Raw genomic sequence first — 16455 nt, 5'->3', positions numbered from 1 at the left:
TAAAAAGAGCCGAAAGGCTCTTTTTTGTTAGAGTTATAAAGGAATATCGATTAAAACATTGTCCATATAATGAAATATGGTGATGGAAGTTTATTTGTAAAGAGATGGGAATGATAATAAACGTTACCATGGAGGATGGAGTGAGATTGACCTAATTTAGGAAGTAAATTTTAAAAAGGAGGAATCTTGGGATGAATATTGTGGTTGTAGGTTTAGGGGTCATTGGTGGTTCGTTTGCGATGGCTCTTAAGGAAGCGAGTTATCAACAAGTTTATGGAATAGATACGAATAAACAGACGCTAGAAAAAGCTAAACAGATGGGGTTAATTAAGGATGGATCGGTAACAGGTGAGTTATTTTTGAAGCAAGCTGATTTAATTATTTTGTCTATTTATCCTAAGTTAGTGAAATCATTCATACAGAGCAATAGAGATAACTTTAAACCTGGATGTGTGATTACTGATGCAACAGGTGTTAAAGGAATGTTCATTAATGATATTTTAGAGATACTACCTAATGAAGTTGATTTTGTATTTGGACACCCGATGGCAGGAAGAGAAAAAAGAGGGATTGATTTTGCATCAAGTCGTGTTTTTAAAGGAGCTAATTATCTGATTACACCAACCCCTCGAAATCAAGAAAGGAATATTGAATTAATCGAGAATTTAGCTTATGAAATAGGCTTTAAAAAAGTAAGAAGAATAACACCAGACTTTCATGATGAAATGATAGGATTTACCTCTCAATTACCTCATGCAATGGCAGTTGCTTTAATTAATAGTGATATAGAAGGAAGAGATACAGGAAGTTTCATCGGGGATAGTTATCGAGAGCTAACTCGAATCGCTAATATTAATGAAGATTTATGGAGTGAACTTTTTTTAGGCAACAAAGACCATCTATTAAACGCTATTAATCGTTTTGAATTAGAATTAGATTTAATAAAGAAATCAATCTATGATAATGATGCAGAAACATTAAAACAATACTTTATTAAATCAACCAAAAGAAGAGAGAAGCTTGATCAGTAACAATGAGTCTAAGTTGATTAAATTGGACTTATTTTGAATAAAGGTATTTCGGGTTAAATAGGTTGAATCAATTTAGAGACAGATTCAAAAATAATAACCTGTGGATATTGGAGATTCAAAGGGGGAGATAGGATGGAAGCAAGGGATATTTTTGAAAGAGATAAATTAGGGGAGGAAATCTCACATCAGGATCCGGAATATCATAAGATTCGTGAAATGATAGATGAGGCACAAAAACTTCTTTTTGAATTAAATAATAAGTATCATGAAGAACCGGAGGTTAGACGTTTATTTTCTCAATTGACGGGGATCGAAGTTGATAAAACGTTCCGGCTTCGCCCCCCGTTTTATACTGATTTTGGAAAGAATATTAGGGTTGGTAAAAATGTTTTTATCAATCATTGTTGTACCTTTATGGATCGGGGAGGAATTACATTAGAAGAGGGTGTTTTAATTGGACCAAAAGTCAATTTAATTACGATTAATCATCCATTAGAACCTCATCGTCGACACTCAACTATTTCATCCCCAATTTTAATCAAGAAAAATGCTTGGGTAGGTGCGGCGGCGACTATTATGCCGGGTGTCACCATTGGAGAAAATGCTGTTGTCGCAGCGGGAGCAGTTGTAACAAAAGATGTTTTACCCAATACAGTTGTCGCAGGAGTACCAGCTAAAGTGATTAAAATGATTGAATGAAAAAACTCCTTAATTAAAGACAGTTTTTTATCAAAGAGATCGACGTTAGCATATCAGATTTAAAATTATCAAATGCCCTTTATACAGATTAACGATAGAAGCAAAAATTTATTAGGATGGATAGAAAAGTGACTGCAAAATAGAGTTGCTTTTTATTTTGCATGAAAAATAGCGTTAATTTTTTAAGAATCTACCTATAATAAAAGAAACATGTGAGAAGGAGTCAGATGATGAGCAAAGATAGTATAGCGTTGTGGACACGTTTGTATGAGGTTTGTAAGAAATTGAGAAAGTTAAATCCATGGGAATTTTGGAGCAATCAAGATATTATTTTAATTGAAGATCCGGTTACAAAGATGATGGGCTATTGTGTGGTTGAACAAGACCCCTTAGATGGAACGTTAATGATTAATATTTTGCATGGACAGGCCGGAATGCGTGCCTACTTAGAGTCATTAAATTATGATTTTGAAGAATTAGAGGATATGAATTATATTAAGTCCTCATATCGCCAACAGGGATTTCTATTACTTTATGCGAATCGCGATGAACTGTTTGAAGAGGACTATGAACGGATTAAATCAGTGGGCATGAGTTTTAGAGGAAAAGCTCAGTGGCCCATTTTAAGACGATTGTTTCCAGGATCAAAGCCTTGGCTACTTGAAACAGATGAAGATGTACGATTATTAACGATGTACTTAGATCAATTAGTACAAGTACTGACTGATTTTGATCAAGGAAAAATTGATTTGCGTGAAAACTTTTATTTGACAATAAGTGTTCAGAATGGGAAGTGGACACTTACCTATACTGAAGAAGATGAACTACTGGGTGAAGAAGAGATTTTCATTTATCCAAATGAATTAAAAGCTCATCGAGTTAGTAAGCTACCTAAACAACCGGTCATCATGGAAGGAAGTCAGTTTTATTTACCTACGCCACTCTGGGATGAAGAAAATAATCGTGAATTGTTCCCGCTACTTACTACATTTATTAACCATGAAAGTGGGGAAGTTTATTCAGGTGAAATTTATAAGTCAACTCGCCAAGAGTTAGAGTTAGTTAGTGATCGCTTAGCGGATTTACTGTTGACTCGATTACAGTTCCGACCGCGTGAAATTATTGTATCTGATGAAATACTATTAGATTTAATTAGTGATTTTTGTGAGAAAGCGAACATTGACTGTGATTTAGGCCCGACTGTTGCAGCTGATGCTTTTATGAGTTCATTTCTATCCACTCAGATGGGAGATTTAAATGGTGAAGAACAAGCATTTTTACACCTTATTCAAGCTGCAGAACAATCATATGAAGTCATGTTAGAGACTCATTTAGGGCAAATGCTAACTTCTATTCAAAAATCGGCATTGAAAGATATTTGGATTTATTCCGTTTTATTTTTATATAAAGAGTTTAATGAACTTCCTGGTGAGTGGAGTAAAGAAGGATTTGAAGCTTTACTTCAATCTCATCTTTTAGAAGAAAGTGTCAAAAATGATTATAGACCGTACATTGGTTCATCAATTAAAGCTTACTTAGATTGCCAACAAGAGCTTGGACTATTTAAAAATTCATTTGTTTTAAGTCATGTATTGGCTAAATATTATAAATAAGCAAGGGTCTATCTCAAAATGAGATGGCCCCTTTTAAGTTAGAATGGGACGATATTAGTATCTTTATTCCGTCGGCGACTCACGCATAACTAGCGGGGTTAGCCGCTAGTCATCCCACGTCAAAGATATTTTATCTTTCCCATTCTCACTTCATATGAAGAGAGAGGGTCTCTATAATATAAATACCCTGATTAGCAAATATTTTCTCTCCTATAAAGCGGCACAACGGTTTTGAAACTAATTGGCTCATTCAAATCATGAAAATTTTCATATCAAATTTATTTTAATAGAAGAAATGCATCGGTTATTAATCATCAAAAATGAAATTTCTACTTCATTGAAGAGGATTTTAGTACAAGATGAATATATAAAGTTTCAAAAAAGTGTGTCATTTATTAGAGAAAAAATTAAAGTAATCAGTGAATCCTAACTTATAGAACTAATAAAACTTCATCATTCTTTTTAATAAGTATTAAAAAGGGACTCTAAGGTCAAGAAAACTCAAAATATGGGATGATTAGCGAGCTTGCTCGCTATTTATGGGGAAATTATTTTCCCCGGCCCATTTAAGATGTTTTCGTAGACTACAGAGTCCTTTTGTTATTTTAATACTTATGATTCAAAGAGATGCTCTCTATAACGAACTTTAACTATTTATAGCTATTTTGAGACAGCTCCTTTTTAAATTAACGATATAATTTTGAAACAACTGTTGCATAATCGTCACCGTTACGAACACCTGTTAATAACACGCTTGCTTTTGAGATATCTTTGAATAAGACACCATAAACAAGTTCATCTTCCTTGAAGTATAATTTTTTGAAGTGACCCGTTTTTGCATTAGAGTCTAATAAGATTTGGTACTCTTCAATATTTTCAGTTGGATATGTCCCCATTGCGAAGACTTCTGTATCGAAGGCGATTAATGATAATGGCTCCACCTTATTAGAGAATTCTGCATGATCGCCAACAGCATTGATACCAGCAACCTTACCTTGATCGATAGCAGGTGCCCATAAGTTTGTTGAAATCCCTTCAAATTCAGCAACATCCCCACAAGCATAGATATCAGCCACTGATGTTTGCATTTGATTATTAACCACAATCCCATGATTAGTTTCAATGTTAGCCATCGTTGCTAATTGTGTATTTGCACGAACACCGGCACTGATCACAACCACATCAGCATTGATTGTTTCATCAGCTAATTTTACGCCACTAACTTGACCATTTGAATTGATGATTTCTTGAACTTGAACACCTGTACGAACATCAATTTTACGTTCGGCTAAAATGTTTGAAATGAATGATGAAGTAGATTCATCTAATTGACGAGGCATTAAACGATCAGCAACTTCTAATACCGTGATATTTAATCCTAATTCTTGTAATGCATCAGCAGCCTCTAATCCTAAGACGCCACCACCGATGATAACGGCATTTTGTTTACCTTTTGCATAATTACGTAATGCTAATGCATCAGTTTTATATTTAATTGAGAAGATACCTTCTGCTTCTGTACCAGGGATTGGTGGGATGAAGTTTGAAGTTCCCGTTGCTAAGATTAATTTATCGTAAGCCACTGTACTTCCATCTTCAAGTGTTAATACTTTTTCATCTACATTTAATGCTGTTACTTTCGTATTTAATTGAACGTTGATATGATTCTCGGTATACCAATTTTCAGGGTTTAAGTTAAACTCCTCAGCTGGAACATCTTTCACGATTAAATCTGATAAAGCAGGACGGTAATATGGATAGCTTGATTCTGCACTAATCATTGTGATTGATGCAACTTCGTTACGAACACGGATCGCATTTGCAGCTGTCACAGCAGCAACTCCGCCACCAATAATGACGAATTTTTCATCCGCTGTTGATTTGAAGTTGATTACTTCTTCTTCATAAATTTCGAATAAATCAGAACCTACTCCACACGCAGGACAAACTTCTGGTGGTAGAACACCTGGATAAACTTCTCCACAGATGATACAACGCCATAATACAACTTTACCACTTGGATTTAATTCTTCTGCAGTTAGAGCAGCGCTTGTCTCTTTTTTACGAGCTGGGACTTTTCCTGTTAATAAGCTGTTAGCAAATAATTTACCGAAATCGATAGCTGCTTGTGTTTCACTTTCAGATGCACGGAATTTGATTTTGAATCCATCGATGACTTTCATGCGAAGTTGGTGTAAACGGTCCATGATGTTATCCACACCTTCTCCGCTCCATCCGTATGAGCCAAAGGCAGACACAATTTTTCCACCATGAACGATTGGGTTTAAGTGGATTGATAAATCCCAAATAATTGGAAGAGCATCTCCGTTAATGGTACATGTTCCGAGTAAGATTCCATCTGCATCTTCAAAGTGTGCTAAGATTTCATCTTTCTTCTGTGGATAATTTAAAATATCTAAGTTGTAAGGAATGACTTGAATTGTTGGATCGACTTCATGAATTCCCTTTGTAATAGCTTCAGCTAATTCACCTGTATATCCGTAAGCTGATACGTAAGGCATGACCACTTTTTTAGGTCCTTCTTTTTTAGCAGGGGTTGACCAGTTACGATAGGTTTCGATGATTTCATCGATACGTGTATCTAAGACTGGGCCATGTCCGGTACAAACCATATCTAATTTTAAATCATTAATTTTGTTGATGGCTTTAATTACGTATGGCTTAAATGGTGAGAAGATGGCTGTGTAGTAGTAAAGTAGAGCATCTTGGAAAGCTTCCTCTTCACTTGCAGGCACTTCCGATAACTTAATTCCGTGTTTTGGACTATAGTGGGATCCGAAGGAATCACATGTGAATAACACGTTATCTGAACTGAGGTAAGTGTACATTGAGTCTGGCCAGTGTAAGAATGGAGCTGGGATAAAATCGAATGTTTTCTCTCCAAGTGTGAATGTTTTTAAGCTGTCAGCTGTTAAATAGTTAAAGCTGATATTTAAAATATCTTTTAAATAAGTGATGGCTGTTTTAGAACCAATGACTGTTAAACCAGGAATTAATTTAACTAAGCGTCCAATTGAACCTGCATGATCAGGCTCAGTGTGGTTGGTAATAATATACTTAATCTGACTTAAATCACCGATTGCTTCTTCGATTTTTTGTAAGTATGAATCAAAGAATTTTTCTTTTACTGTTTCAACTAAAATAGCTCCTTCAGTCGTATTTACTAAATAAGAGTTATAAGTTGTCCCGTATTTTGTTTCCATGATGATATCAAAGACATCTAGATTTGGGTCTAAGACACCTAACCAATATACGTCATTTTTTAATAATACAGATTGAATCATATGGTCCCTCCAATAGTCAAGTTAAGAAATAGATTAGCTCGCAATAGATATTTAATGGATCGTTTAATTCACCTAAGAAATAGTATTATCAGGATAACTTGATTTTACAATTATGATATTGTGAGAATTTTAATTTATTTCTAAATATAAAATAAATCACAAGCAAATATAACGCAAGAAAGATGCATTTTTATTTTAAGCCTATCCTTTGATTACATTTTTACATTAATAATTTTTCTAGTATGTGTAAAAACAAATAAAAAATACCATAATATAGAAAATAATATTAAGGGAGAGATAATGGTGAAGGCGACTAAATTAGAATTGAAATCATTATATGAAGCGGCCGATGAATTTGAAAGATTGCAGCCTTGGGAATGGATCAGTGAATACCAGTTATTAGTGGTAGAAGATCCTGAAACACATATTATGGGATTTTGCTGCATTATTGGAAATAAATCAGATGAAAGAGGATTAAAAGTCTATCTTGGCATTGATGGGCTTCGTCATTATATCGAAATGCTTGACTTTAACCAATTGACGATTGAAGATAAAACACTTGATAGTCTTCTATCTCGAGAGACTTGTTTATCAGTGGGGTTTAATCGAGTTTCAGAGTTACGTAACCGAGAGGTTGTAGCACAATTTCGAGATTGTTTAGCTGGTTTTGTCCCAATCTCACTGACAGGTGGTTGGCAGTGCCGCTTTTTAACACAGGCATTAAAACAAGTGGGTGAATTAGCAGAGCTGGTTAAAGAAACGCCTTCATTTACGTTAGAAGATGATCAGGTCTTAATGAGGTTACAAGATTTTGAAGGGAATTGGAAAACGTTAAAAATTTCATTATCTGTCTTCTTAGAGCAAATGAAAGAGACAGGGGTACGTTATGAAAATGAATTAGCAGCTTATCGTATTTCTAAACTTCCAAGTACGAATATGGTTTTTGAAATCGCGCGATTTTTAATGCCTCGTCCTATTGAAGAGAAGGGGGATTCAAGAGCATACTATCCGATGATTACGGCTATTTTAGAAAAGGAAACGAAACAATTAGTATTTGCAGAAATGTCAAGCCCTAGCTTAGAAAGTCAAGAAACAATTTTATCTCGATTCGCCAATACATTAATAAAAGATTTAGAGTTTAAACCCCAATGCTTAGTCACGGATTGTGAGGCGGTTTTAAGACAGTTTAAAGATTTTTCAGATAAAACAAAAATTCCACTTATGAAAGTTCCAGAGCTAGAGGCAGCCACAGATTTTGTTTGTGATTTAATGAAGATTGAAGAGCAATTTGATGCCTCAATGGAAGTAGATATTGAAGAAAATATCGATTTAGTTTTATTAACAAGTAGGGAAATCTGTCAAAATATTTTAGAGTGTGATGCTTTAAGTCGCCATCTACCAGAAGGGGTAAAACAGCAGTTTACGAATATAGTTGAGTTATTTCATGTTGTTATGTTAGGCCATTTTCAAGAATTGCCAGATCATTGGAGTGTACAGAATGTGGAACGTGCGTGTAAAGAGGTCTTACCTGGCTTATTAACAGAAGAAGAGTTAAAGATTGTCCCAGATATTCTCACTCATTATTTAGATGTCGTTGGAGAAGCAGAACTCATTCCGAATTATATTCACTTACAAAAATGTGTCACTGAAAGTTATTCTTAATGAAAAGCTATCAAATAGATGATAGCTTTTTGTGCTTCATTAAAGATTACCTAAGTGGTTAAAGAATATAAAAAAGCTTATTTCAAATAAAATAAGCTTTAATGTTTATTGTTATTTTTTTCGTTGTGGCTTTTTGATAATAAGAAATTGAATGATTTGCATGATGGCTCCTGTTAAGAAGTATAGACCAAATGCAAATGGTGTTCCAATTGTAATCGAGAACATCGCAAATGGAAGGTAATAAGTCATAACTTTCATCATTGTATTATTCGCTTGATTTTGTTGAGAATTTTTCATAGTATCTGCCATATTGTTGTTCATTAAACGTTGAGAGTAGATGGATAAACCTGCAACGATTAGAGCTAAAATCCAGTTTGCCGGCGTTCCTGTTGCTCCTAAATTAATTCCAAAGAACTCATTAGCACTTGCATTTTTAATTAATGGATGGCGAGAAATGGCTTGATAGAATGCTAAGAAAATTGGCATTTGTAATAGCGGTAATAGGCATCCCATCATAGGATTAAAATTATATTTTTTATAAAGTTCCATCATCTCTTGTTGCATTTTAACTTGGGAAGCCTGATCTTGTTTATGTTCGTATTTCTTTTTCATTTTCTCCATCTCTGGCTGAATTTCTTGCATCACCATGGTTGATTGATTTGACTTTAAATATAATGGAATTAAAACTAAACGAACAATCGCTGTTGCTAAGATAATCGAAAGACCTAGATTATTATTAAGGATGTTATATAAAAAGGTAATAAAGTTAGCTAGTGGTAATACGAATAATTTATCCCAAAGTCCTGTTGCTGTTGCGGCTGTAATAGGCTCGGTTGAAATACTGCATCCCGATAATAATCCAATGGTTAAAACTAAAAATAATAATAAGCTAAAATTCTTTTTCAATTGAATGCCTTCTTTCTCTTAAGGTGAAATACTGTCATAAAGGAAATTTATTTTTCATTTATTATGAATAAAATCACTGTAATTGAAAAAATAAGATCAATAAATGGATATCGCCACATGTGATTTTGTCTAAATTAAATATATAAGTTCAGATAAGTTTTTCACAGTGTAAAAACTAAAGCCCTAGTAATGGAGGAATAGATTTCTTTCAGAAATCGCTAGGTGACCCAAGCCCTAGCAGTTGAGGAATAGATTTCTTTCAGAAATCGCTAGGTGACCCAAGCCCTAGCAGTTGAGGAATAGATTTCTTTCAGAAATCACTAGGTGACCCTTGGACGATAGGATGCCTTAATATCGAACACGGTTAATTACTAAGACTGACTTAGAAAGATGAAAAACATTTCTATTTGTCTATAGAGTTAATTGATTTTTCATCTTCTGAATCATTGTGTCATAGATAATATAACATTAGAGTTTTTTAGGATGTGTCTAAATATGCCGAACATACAATACTTTTATAATTTTTTTGTTATACAACTGGTAGCTATATTTTAAGAAGATGAAAGACATATCATATAAAACAGTAATTAAGGACATTGCTAGAGCCAGTTCGTCACATCGGTGTTGGGTGGAGATGATTAGCTATAAAAAAAGCTTATTCCAAATAGAATAAGCTTTAAAATTCATTATTATTTTTTCGCTCCTGGACGTTTGAAGATTAACGATTGAACGATTGTCATAATTTGTCCAGTTAAGAAGTATAAACCGAATGCGAATGGTGTCCCAATCGTGATTGAGAACATTGCAAACGGGAAGTAATAAGTCATAACCTTCATCATCATATTGCTTGTTTGATTTTGTTGAGAATTCATGTTAGCAGCCATGTTTTTATTCATTAAACGTTGAGAATAAATTGTTAATCCAGCCACGATGAATGCTAAAACGTAGTTTGGTATTGTACCTGTTGCTCCTAAATTGATTCCAAAGAACTCAGCTGCACCAGCATCTTTAATTAATGGATGGCGAGAAATAGCCTGGTAGAATGCTAAGAAGATTGGCATTTGTAAGAATGGTAGCACGCATCCCATCATAGGGTTATAGTTATATTTTTTGTAAAGTTCCATCATCTCTTGTTGCATTTTAACTTGAGACGCTTGATCCTTTTTGTTCTCGTATTTCTTTTGAATACGTTGCATTTCTGGTTGGATTTCTTGCATAACTGCCATTGATTTATTTGATTTTGAATATAATGGCATTAATACTAAACGAACGATTGCTGTTGCTGAGATAATCGCGAAACCTAAGTTATTAGCTAATAATTTATAAAGTAATGTAATAAATGAAGCTAATGGTAAAACGAAAACTTTATCCCATAATCCAGACGCTGTCTCTGCAGTAATTGGCTCTGGTGAAATTGCACATCCCGATAATAGTCCAATTGCTAATACAAAACATAGTACTAAACTTAACTTCTTTTTCAACTAAATTCCTTCTTTCCCCTAATGTGTATTTTGTATATTGTTAAATAATGAGAATATAATCAACAATACTATAAACTAAATAATGCTATAAAATACCTACAATACCCGTATTATAAGTTAAAACAAGGTCTAATTCAATAAAAATCGTGTTAAAATTCCCCCTAAATGTGAAAATGTTTTAATTTAACATGATTCTTGATGTAACGACATATTATTTAAGTAGAGGGATTTAAGATGGGCATAGAGAGGGTGATGTGTAATGGGGATTGCGACAAATGTTGAGCTGCACAAATTGTATGAAGCAGCAATTGCTTTTCGAAAATTACAACCATGGAAATGGATGTATGCCTCTCAAGTATTTATCATTCACGATGATGAGAGAGATATAGATGGATTTTGTAGCATTATGGGAATGATGGGAGAGCATTTTTCATTATCAGTCTATTTAGGAGAGGCCGGTTATCAATCGTATCGCTATTTATATGATAAGGCGAGTTTAGCGTATATGGATCATATTTTCATGAAAGCAGAGGTTAAGAAAAATTGTTTAACCGTGAGCTTTGAAAACCCAGAAGCTTTGACAGAGCATGATGATGAGCAGGCGATGTTTTTAGGCTATCAGTTTAAAGGGAAAAATGAATGTCCAAGATTTCGTTATCATCATCCAGGAATTTATTCATGGTATCTAACGGATGGATGGCAATGTCGATTTTTAACGAAAGCATTAGAGCAAGCAATGATTGTCGCAAGATTAGAGTTGACGAAAGATTTAAAAGTGCCAGAGATTTATGATAGTAAATATTATTTAAGATATTATACAGAAGAAAAAGGATGGGACGGTACGTTTGTCGATGCTACATTGTATAAGAAAGCACCTACGCCTAAGAAAACTATTTTTCAAAACGATTTGTTAGCTTATCGAGTGAAGAAATTACCCAAATTACTAATTACATTAGAAGCAATTCAGTTTTATTTGCCTAATCCTGTCGTTGAGGTCGGTTCTGGCCAACCATTTTTTATGCTTGTTACTGCACTTGTTGATTCTGAAGAAGGACAACTTTTTTATCTGGATGTTCAGGAAACAGCTGCGCTTTACTTGACAGATATTGTTACAGAACTAGCAAAGCAATTTCTTGAACTTAAAATTAGACCGTGTGAAATTATTGCAGAGGATGAAGATACTTATGCACTACTTGAAGATGTTTGTAAACAAATTGATGTAAAACTTTCTATCGATTATCATACAGCGCGAGCTCATGAATTTGCCGAATATATTTTTGAAGAATTACAGAATGCAAGTTCTAACACAGTTAAAGTCATTGAGAGTGAACAGTCAGATATTGATAAGTTAATTATGTTTGCAGACCAAATTACAGATACGCTTCAAATCCAACAAGCACTTGATGATTTGAGTGAACAAGCGAAGGAACAATATAAGTTAATTACTCAAACATTTGTCTTAGCGATGTATACGATTCGAGATCAAATTCCAAGTGAATGGACAGGAGATGCTGTGAAAGATATTTGTCTAAATGTGTTGCCAGAACAACTTGAAAAGGATGTTTTAGCACAGTGTAAACCCGTCCTCTCACACTTTGTTACCGTTTTAGGTGAAGATGAAATTATCCCGAATTATCGGTCATTATTACTCGTGATTAATAATTGTCTTTGAGGAAACGACGATTTAGTCGTTTTTTCTTTTTCCAATAAATGACTGTTGATAGGAAACGTGCTACAATCTTCTTAACGTGAATAAGGAGTGAGAAAACTATGAACGTCAATGAAAAGATTAAAGCATTAAGAACAGAAATGAAACGAATTGGGGTACAAGCATACATTATTCCGAGTGCAGATGCGCACTTAAGTGAATATGTCGCAACACATTGGCAAGGACGCGCCTACTTATCAGGATTTACAGGTTCAGCAGGGACACTAGTTGTTACTGAGACAGAAAGTGGACTTTGGACAGATGGTCGTTACTTTATTCAGGCAGAGTCAGAGCTTGCTGGTAGTGAAGTTCAATTATTTAAAATGGGACAATCAGGTGTCCCGACAATTACTGAGTATTTAGCTAATACATTACAGGAAGGAAGTTGTGTGGGGTTTGATGGAAAAGTATTAGCCGCTTCAAATGTTTTAGAAATGTTAAAAACATTTGAGCCAAAAAAAATCAAAGTCTGTGGAGAACATGACTTATTAGATTCAATTTGGACGGATCGTCCAGCGATTCCAAGTACAGATGTTTTTATTCATGAGACCAAATATACGGGATACAGCTGTGCTGATAAGTTAAACATGGTTCGTCAAGAGATGAAAAAATCAAACTTAAACGGATATGTGTTAACGTCATTAGGAAGTATCGCTTGGTTATTTAATGTTCGTGGGGATGATATTTTATTTAATCCGTTAGTGGTATCGTATGCACTTGTATTAGAAGAGTCAGCTTATTTATTTGTTGATTCGCATCGCTTATCAGATGAGGTGACTAACTACTTAACAACTAATGGAGTGACCTTGAAGGAGTACGATGAAATCGATGAGATATTGGCCTCATCTGTTGTGTCTGGGCGCATTTTATGTCCACTTGAGACGGTGAATTATTATTTATATCATGTGCTAGTTAATCATGAAGGGGCTGAAGTTGTAGCGGGATTTGATCTTGTAAACAACTTAAAAGCGGTCAAAAATGAAACCGAAATTAAAAATACCCACAATGCCCAAGTCAAAGATAGTTGTGCCTTAGTCGGTGCCATGCAAGAGATTTATGAAAAATTAGATGCTGGGGAATTAGTGACAGAATACGATGTGCGTGAAATTTTAGAAGTTTATCGTCGACATCAGCCGTTAAACTATGGATCAAGTTTCGGGGCCATTGTTGCTTATGGTGCAAATGCGGCGATGATGCATTATAATCCGACAAAAGAAAAGTGCTCACTGATTGAGAAAAAAGGGTTTTTACTCATTGATTCTGGAGGTCAATATTTAGATGGAACAACAGATATTACACGTACATTTGTCTTAGGTGAATTAACAGAAGAAGAGAAAATTCATTATACCCTAGTGTTAAAAGGCCATATTAATTTGAGTAAAGCAGTCTTCCAAAAAGGATGCTCAGGAGGAAATTTAGATATTTTAGCACGCCAGCCACTTTGGTCGCATGGTTTAGATTATCGTTGTGGAACAGGACACGGTGTTTCTTACTTTGGTGGTGTTCATGAAGGGCCACAAGGATTTAGATTAACACAAACTGTTCCTCTGCAACCAGGAATGATGACAACAAATGAGCCAGGGGTTTATGAAGCGGGTCGCCATGGAATTCGCATTGAAAATACATTACTCGTTGTTGAAAAATGTGCAACTGAATATGGAGAGTTTTATGAGTTTGAAACGATCTCGTATTTCCCAATTGATACAAAAGCAATCATTGTTGAGATGTTAAATGATGAAGAATTAGCTTGGTTTAATCAGTATCATCAAAAAGTAGTCGAAACCTTATCTCCTCATTTAACAGGAAAAGCTTTAGAATGGTTAAAACGTGAGGCTATTCAATTAAGCAGATGATAAACCTTATCCTTATAATATAGAGAGAGTGCGAATGAATTACTAAATATTAGATAAAACTAACAAAATGCTTGAAATTTTGCTGACTTAATGTGATATGATAACCCTGTAAACGAATTCATTTTTAAGTGAGGGGGATTTTACGTGAAAAAGTATTTAGTTTTAGATATCGGTGGAAGTGCAATTAAATATGCAAAAATGGATGAAGAAGCTACCATTTTAGAAAAAGGTAGTGTTAAAACACCACTTGATAAAGTTGAAAGTTTAATTGAAGTTATTGGCTCTTTGTATGATCAGTATCAAGATGAAGTTGAAGGAATAGCCATTAGTATGCCAGGGGTTTTAGATGTTGAACGTGGTTATGCTTATAGTGGAGGATTTTTAAGATATAATACAGACGTGGAAATTGTCAAATTAATTCAAGAGCGCTGTCCTGTTAAGGTCACAATTGAAAATGATGGGAAATGTGCAGCTTTAGCAGAAGTGTGGAGAGGTAGCTTGCAAGATGTGAATGATGCGATTGTCATTGTTCTTGGAACAGGTATTGGCGGAGGGGTTGTCATTAACCGTAAGGTTCATAAAGGTTCGTCATCATTTGCAGGAGAGTTTAGCTCAATGCGTTTAAATAATCAAAAATTAGATGATGGTGAATATACGTGGGGATTTAGCGGTGGAGCAAGACAATTATCAAGTAAAGTGGCTGAAGTAAAACAGTTAAATCCAGATGAGGTGGATGGTTATTTCATCTTTGAAAAAGCAAATGAAGGAGATGAAGAAGTTTTAGCAATTTTAGATGAATTTACAAAACAAATCGCAGCACAAATTGTTAACCTTCAATGTGTAATTGATCCACAGCGTGTGGCCATTGGTGGGGGAATTAGTGCTCAACCATTATTGCTAGAATATATTAGAAAAAATGTGGATAGTTTCTCAGATAATTTTGGGAACTATAAACCTGGTGTCCAAGTAGTTCCATGTACGTTTAGAAATGATTCGAATTTAATAGGTGCGCTTTATCATTATTTAACATATACAGCTTAAGGGAAGTCTTTAGTGACTTCCTTTTTTTGTTTGATGAATTTAAAAGACGTTTTAAAGTGAGGGTGATATAATAAGTTTAATCAAGCATCTATGAAAGGACTGAATAAAATGGAACAAGTCTATCCACGTATTGTTGAATTTTTAGAAGAGGAGCTAGGCAAAGATACGAGTGGTCATAGTTTAGATCATGCGATTCGTGTTTATAAAAATGCTAAAGCTATTTTAAAATCAGAGGGTGGAAATGAACGTGTCGTTTTAATTTCAGCGTTAGTTCATGATGTCATTGACTCCAAGTTATTTGAAGATTCAAGAGAGCAACAGGCTAAATTATTAATCTTTTTGCAAACACTTGGATGTAGCCAAGTAGAGCTTAAAGAAATTTTCTACATTATTGAAAATATTTCTTATAAGGGGGGAACAGGTGAACCTGTTCACACACTTGAAGCCAAAATTGTTCAAGATGCGGACCGATTAGATGCCATTGGAGCAATTGGAGTTGGTCGAACATTTATGTATGGTGGATCAAGAGGAACTAAAATGTATGATGAAAATATCCTACCAATGGAGTTTGAAGATGAGACGGCTTATCGCCAACATAAAGGAACAGTTATTAATCATTTTTATGAAAAATTATTTAAATTAAAAGATTTAATGAATACAGAAACAGCGAAAAAAATCGCTAATCAGCGCCATGAATTCATGGTGACGTTCGTCGAGGAATTTTTGAATGAATGGAAGGGACAAGCCTAAATAAAAAATAGAGTCGAATATTGTGATTAAAATTGATTAAAGGTTGACTTTTTTTCCTGTTTCTCCTATAATTACTGAGAAAGCTTTAATTCGGTCCCGTGAGGCTGAGAAGAACACGTTTAAAAGATAATAGAACTATATCTTCCTTTAATGGAATTCGTGTATCCTCTTTTGGCCTACCTAAGTTAGCTGAAAGAGGATTTTTTATTTAAAAAGCTGAAAGTGGCAATTGAAATTTCATACAGGTCGTAGTTCGTAGTCTAAACTCGAATTTTGAGTTTAATGACATGAGGTGACTTGGTAGAAAATCTGCTGCTCGAAGCTAGATTGGAATGATATCTTGTTTCTAATATGACTAATACTAGGTAAGCAATCTTGCAGAATTTTACGAATTTTTATAGGAACG

The 16455-nt window shown here is 34.5% G+C and carries 11 protein-coding genes; 8 read left to right on the top strand and 3 right to left on the bottom strand.

All coding sequences use genetic code 11. From position 1 onward, the window contains the following. Positions 1–191 precede the first annotated feature (191 nt). The 3 genes from J0J69_RS07960 (at position 192) to J0J69_RS07950 (ending at position 3343) form a co-directional block, all read left to right on the top strand. Positions 192–1031 carry a prephenate dehydrogenase gene (locus J0J69_RS07960; protein ID WP_055305065.1) on the top strand — a complete coding sequence of 280 codons (840 nt, stop codon included), beginning with the start codon at positions 192–194 and terminating at the stop codon, positions 1029–1031. Positions 1032–1163: 132 nt separating this feature from the next. Continuing rightward, positions 1164–1730: a DapH/DapD/GlmU-related protein gene (locus J0J69_RS07955; RefSeq protein ID WP_055275289.1), complete on the top strand. Its 567-nt coding sequence runs from the start codon at positions 1164–1166 to the stop codon at positions 1728–1730. A 230-nt stretch (positions 1731–1960) separates the two neighbouring features. Continuing rightward, on the top strand, positions 1961–3343 hold the full coding sequence (locus tag J0J69_RS07950) for a DUF7309 domain-containing protein (protein ID WP_212725903.1): 1383 nt from the start codon (positions 1961–1963) through the stop codon (positions 3341–3343). 686 nt (positions 3344–4029) lie between these two features. Here J0J69_RS07950 and J0J69_RS07945 read toward each other — a convergent pair. Further along, entirely contained in the window at positions 4030–6648 is a 2619-nt protein-coding gene (locus tag J0J69_RS07945) for an FAD-dependent oxidoreductase (RefSeq protein ID WP_212725902.1), read from the bottom strand. A 303-nt stretch (positions 6649–6951) separates the two neighbouring features. Between J0J69_RS07945 and J0J69_RS07940 the strand changes: the two genes are divergently transcribed. Continuing rightward, positions 6952–8310 carry a DUF7309 domain-containing protein gene (locus J0J69_RS07940; protein WP_147614348.1) on the top strand — a complete coding sequence of 453 codons (1359 nt, stop codon included), beginning with the start codon at positions 6952–6954 and terminating at the stop codon, positions 8308–8310. A gap of 111 nt (positions 8311–8421) precedes the next feature. On the opposite strand, the gene J0J69_RS07935 is transcribed toward J0J69_RS07940, so the two are convergent. Together J0J69_RS07935 and J0J69_RS07930 are read right to left on the bottom strand one after the other, a co-directional pair. Continuing rightward, positions 8422–9216, bottom strand: a complete 795-nt coding sequence (locus J0J69_RS07935; protein WP_055275281.1) for a YidC/Oxa1 family membrane protein insertase — start codon at positions 9214–9216, stop codon at positions 8422–8424. 689 nt (positions 9217–9905) lie between these two features. Next, positions 9906–10697 (bottom strand): YidC/Oxa1 family membrane protein insertase, encoded by a 792-nt coding sequence (locus J0J69_RS07930; RefSeq protein ID WP_055275279.1) that lies wholly within the window; start codon positions 10695–10697, stop codon positions 9906–9908. 259 nt (positions 10698–10956) lie between these two features. Here J0J69_RS07930 and J0J69_RS07925 point away from each other — a divergent pair, with 259 nt between their 5' ends. The 4 genes from J0J69_RS07925 to J0J69_RS07910 all read left to right on the top strand — a co-directional run bounded on the left by J0J69_RS07925 (position 10957) and on the right by J0J69_RS07910 (position 16049). Beyond that, positions 10957–12369 (top strand): DUF7309 domain-containing protein, encoded by a 1413-nt coding sequence (locus J0J69_RS07925; protein WP_055275278.1) that lies wholly within the window; start codon positions 10957–10959, stop codon positions 12367–12369. A gap of 98 nt (positions 12370–12467) precedes the next feature. After that, a complete protein-coding gene (locus J0J69_RS07920) occupies positions 12468–14258 on the top strand; it encodes an aminopeptidase P family protein (RefSeq protein ID WP_055305069.1) in 1791 nt (596 codons plus the stop codon). Positions 14259–14402: 144 nt separating this feature from the next. Next, the gene (locus tag J0J69_RS07915; RefSeq protein WP_082411188.1) at positions 14403–15299 is read left to right on the top strand and encodes an ROK family protein; all 897 of its coding nucleotides are present in this window, start codon (positions 14403–14405) and stop codon (positions 15297–15299) included. Between the two features lie 108 nt (positions 15300–15407). Next, on the top strand, positions 15408–16049 hold the full coding sequence (locus tag J0J69_RS07910; RefSeq protein ID WP_055242526.1) for an HD domain-containing protein: 642 nt from the start codon (positions 15408–15410) through the stop codon (positions 16047–16049). The last annotated feature ends 406 nt before the right edge of the window (positions 16050–16455 follow it).

Source organism: Turicibacter bilis (assembly GCF_024499055.1).
Taxonomy (GTDB): Bacteria; Bacillota_I; Bacilli_A; order MOL361; family Turicibacteraceae; genus Turicibacter; species Turicibacter bilis.
Note: the sequence above shows the minus strand (reverse complement) of the source record. Positions and strands in the feature narration are given on the sequence as shown.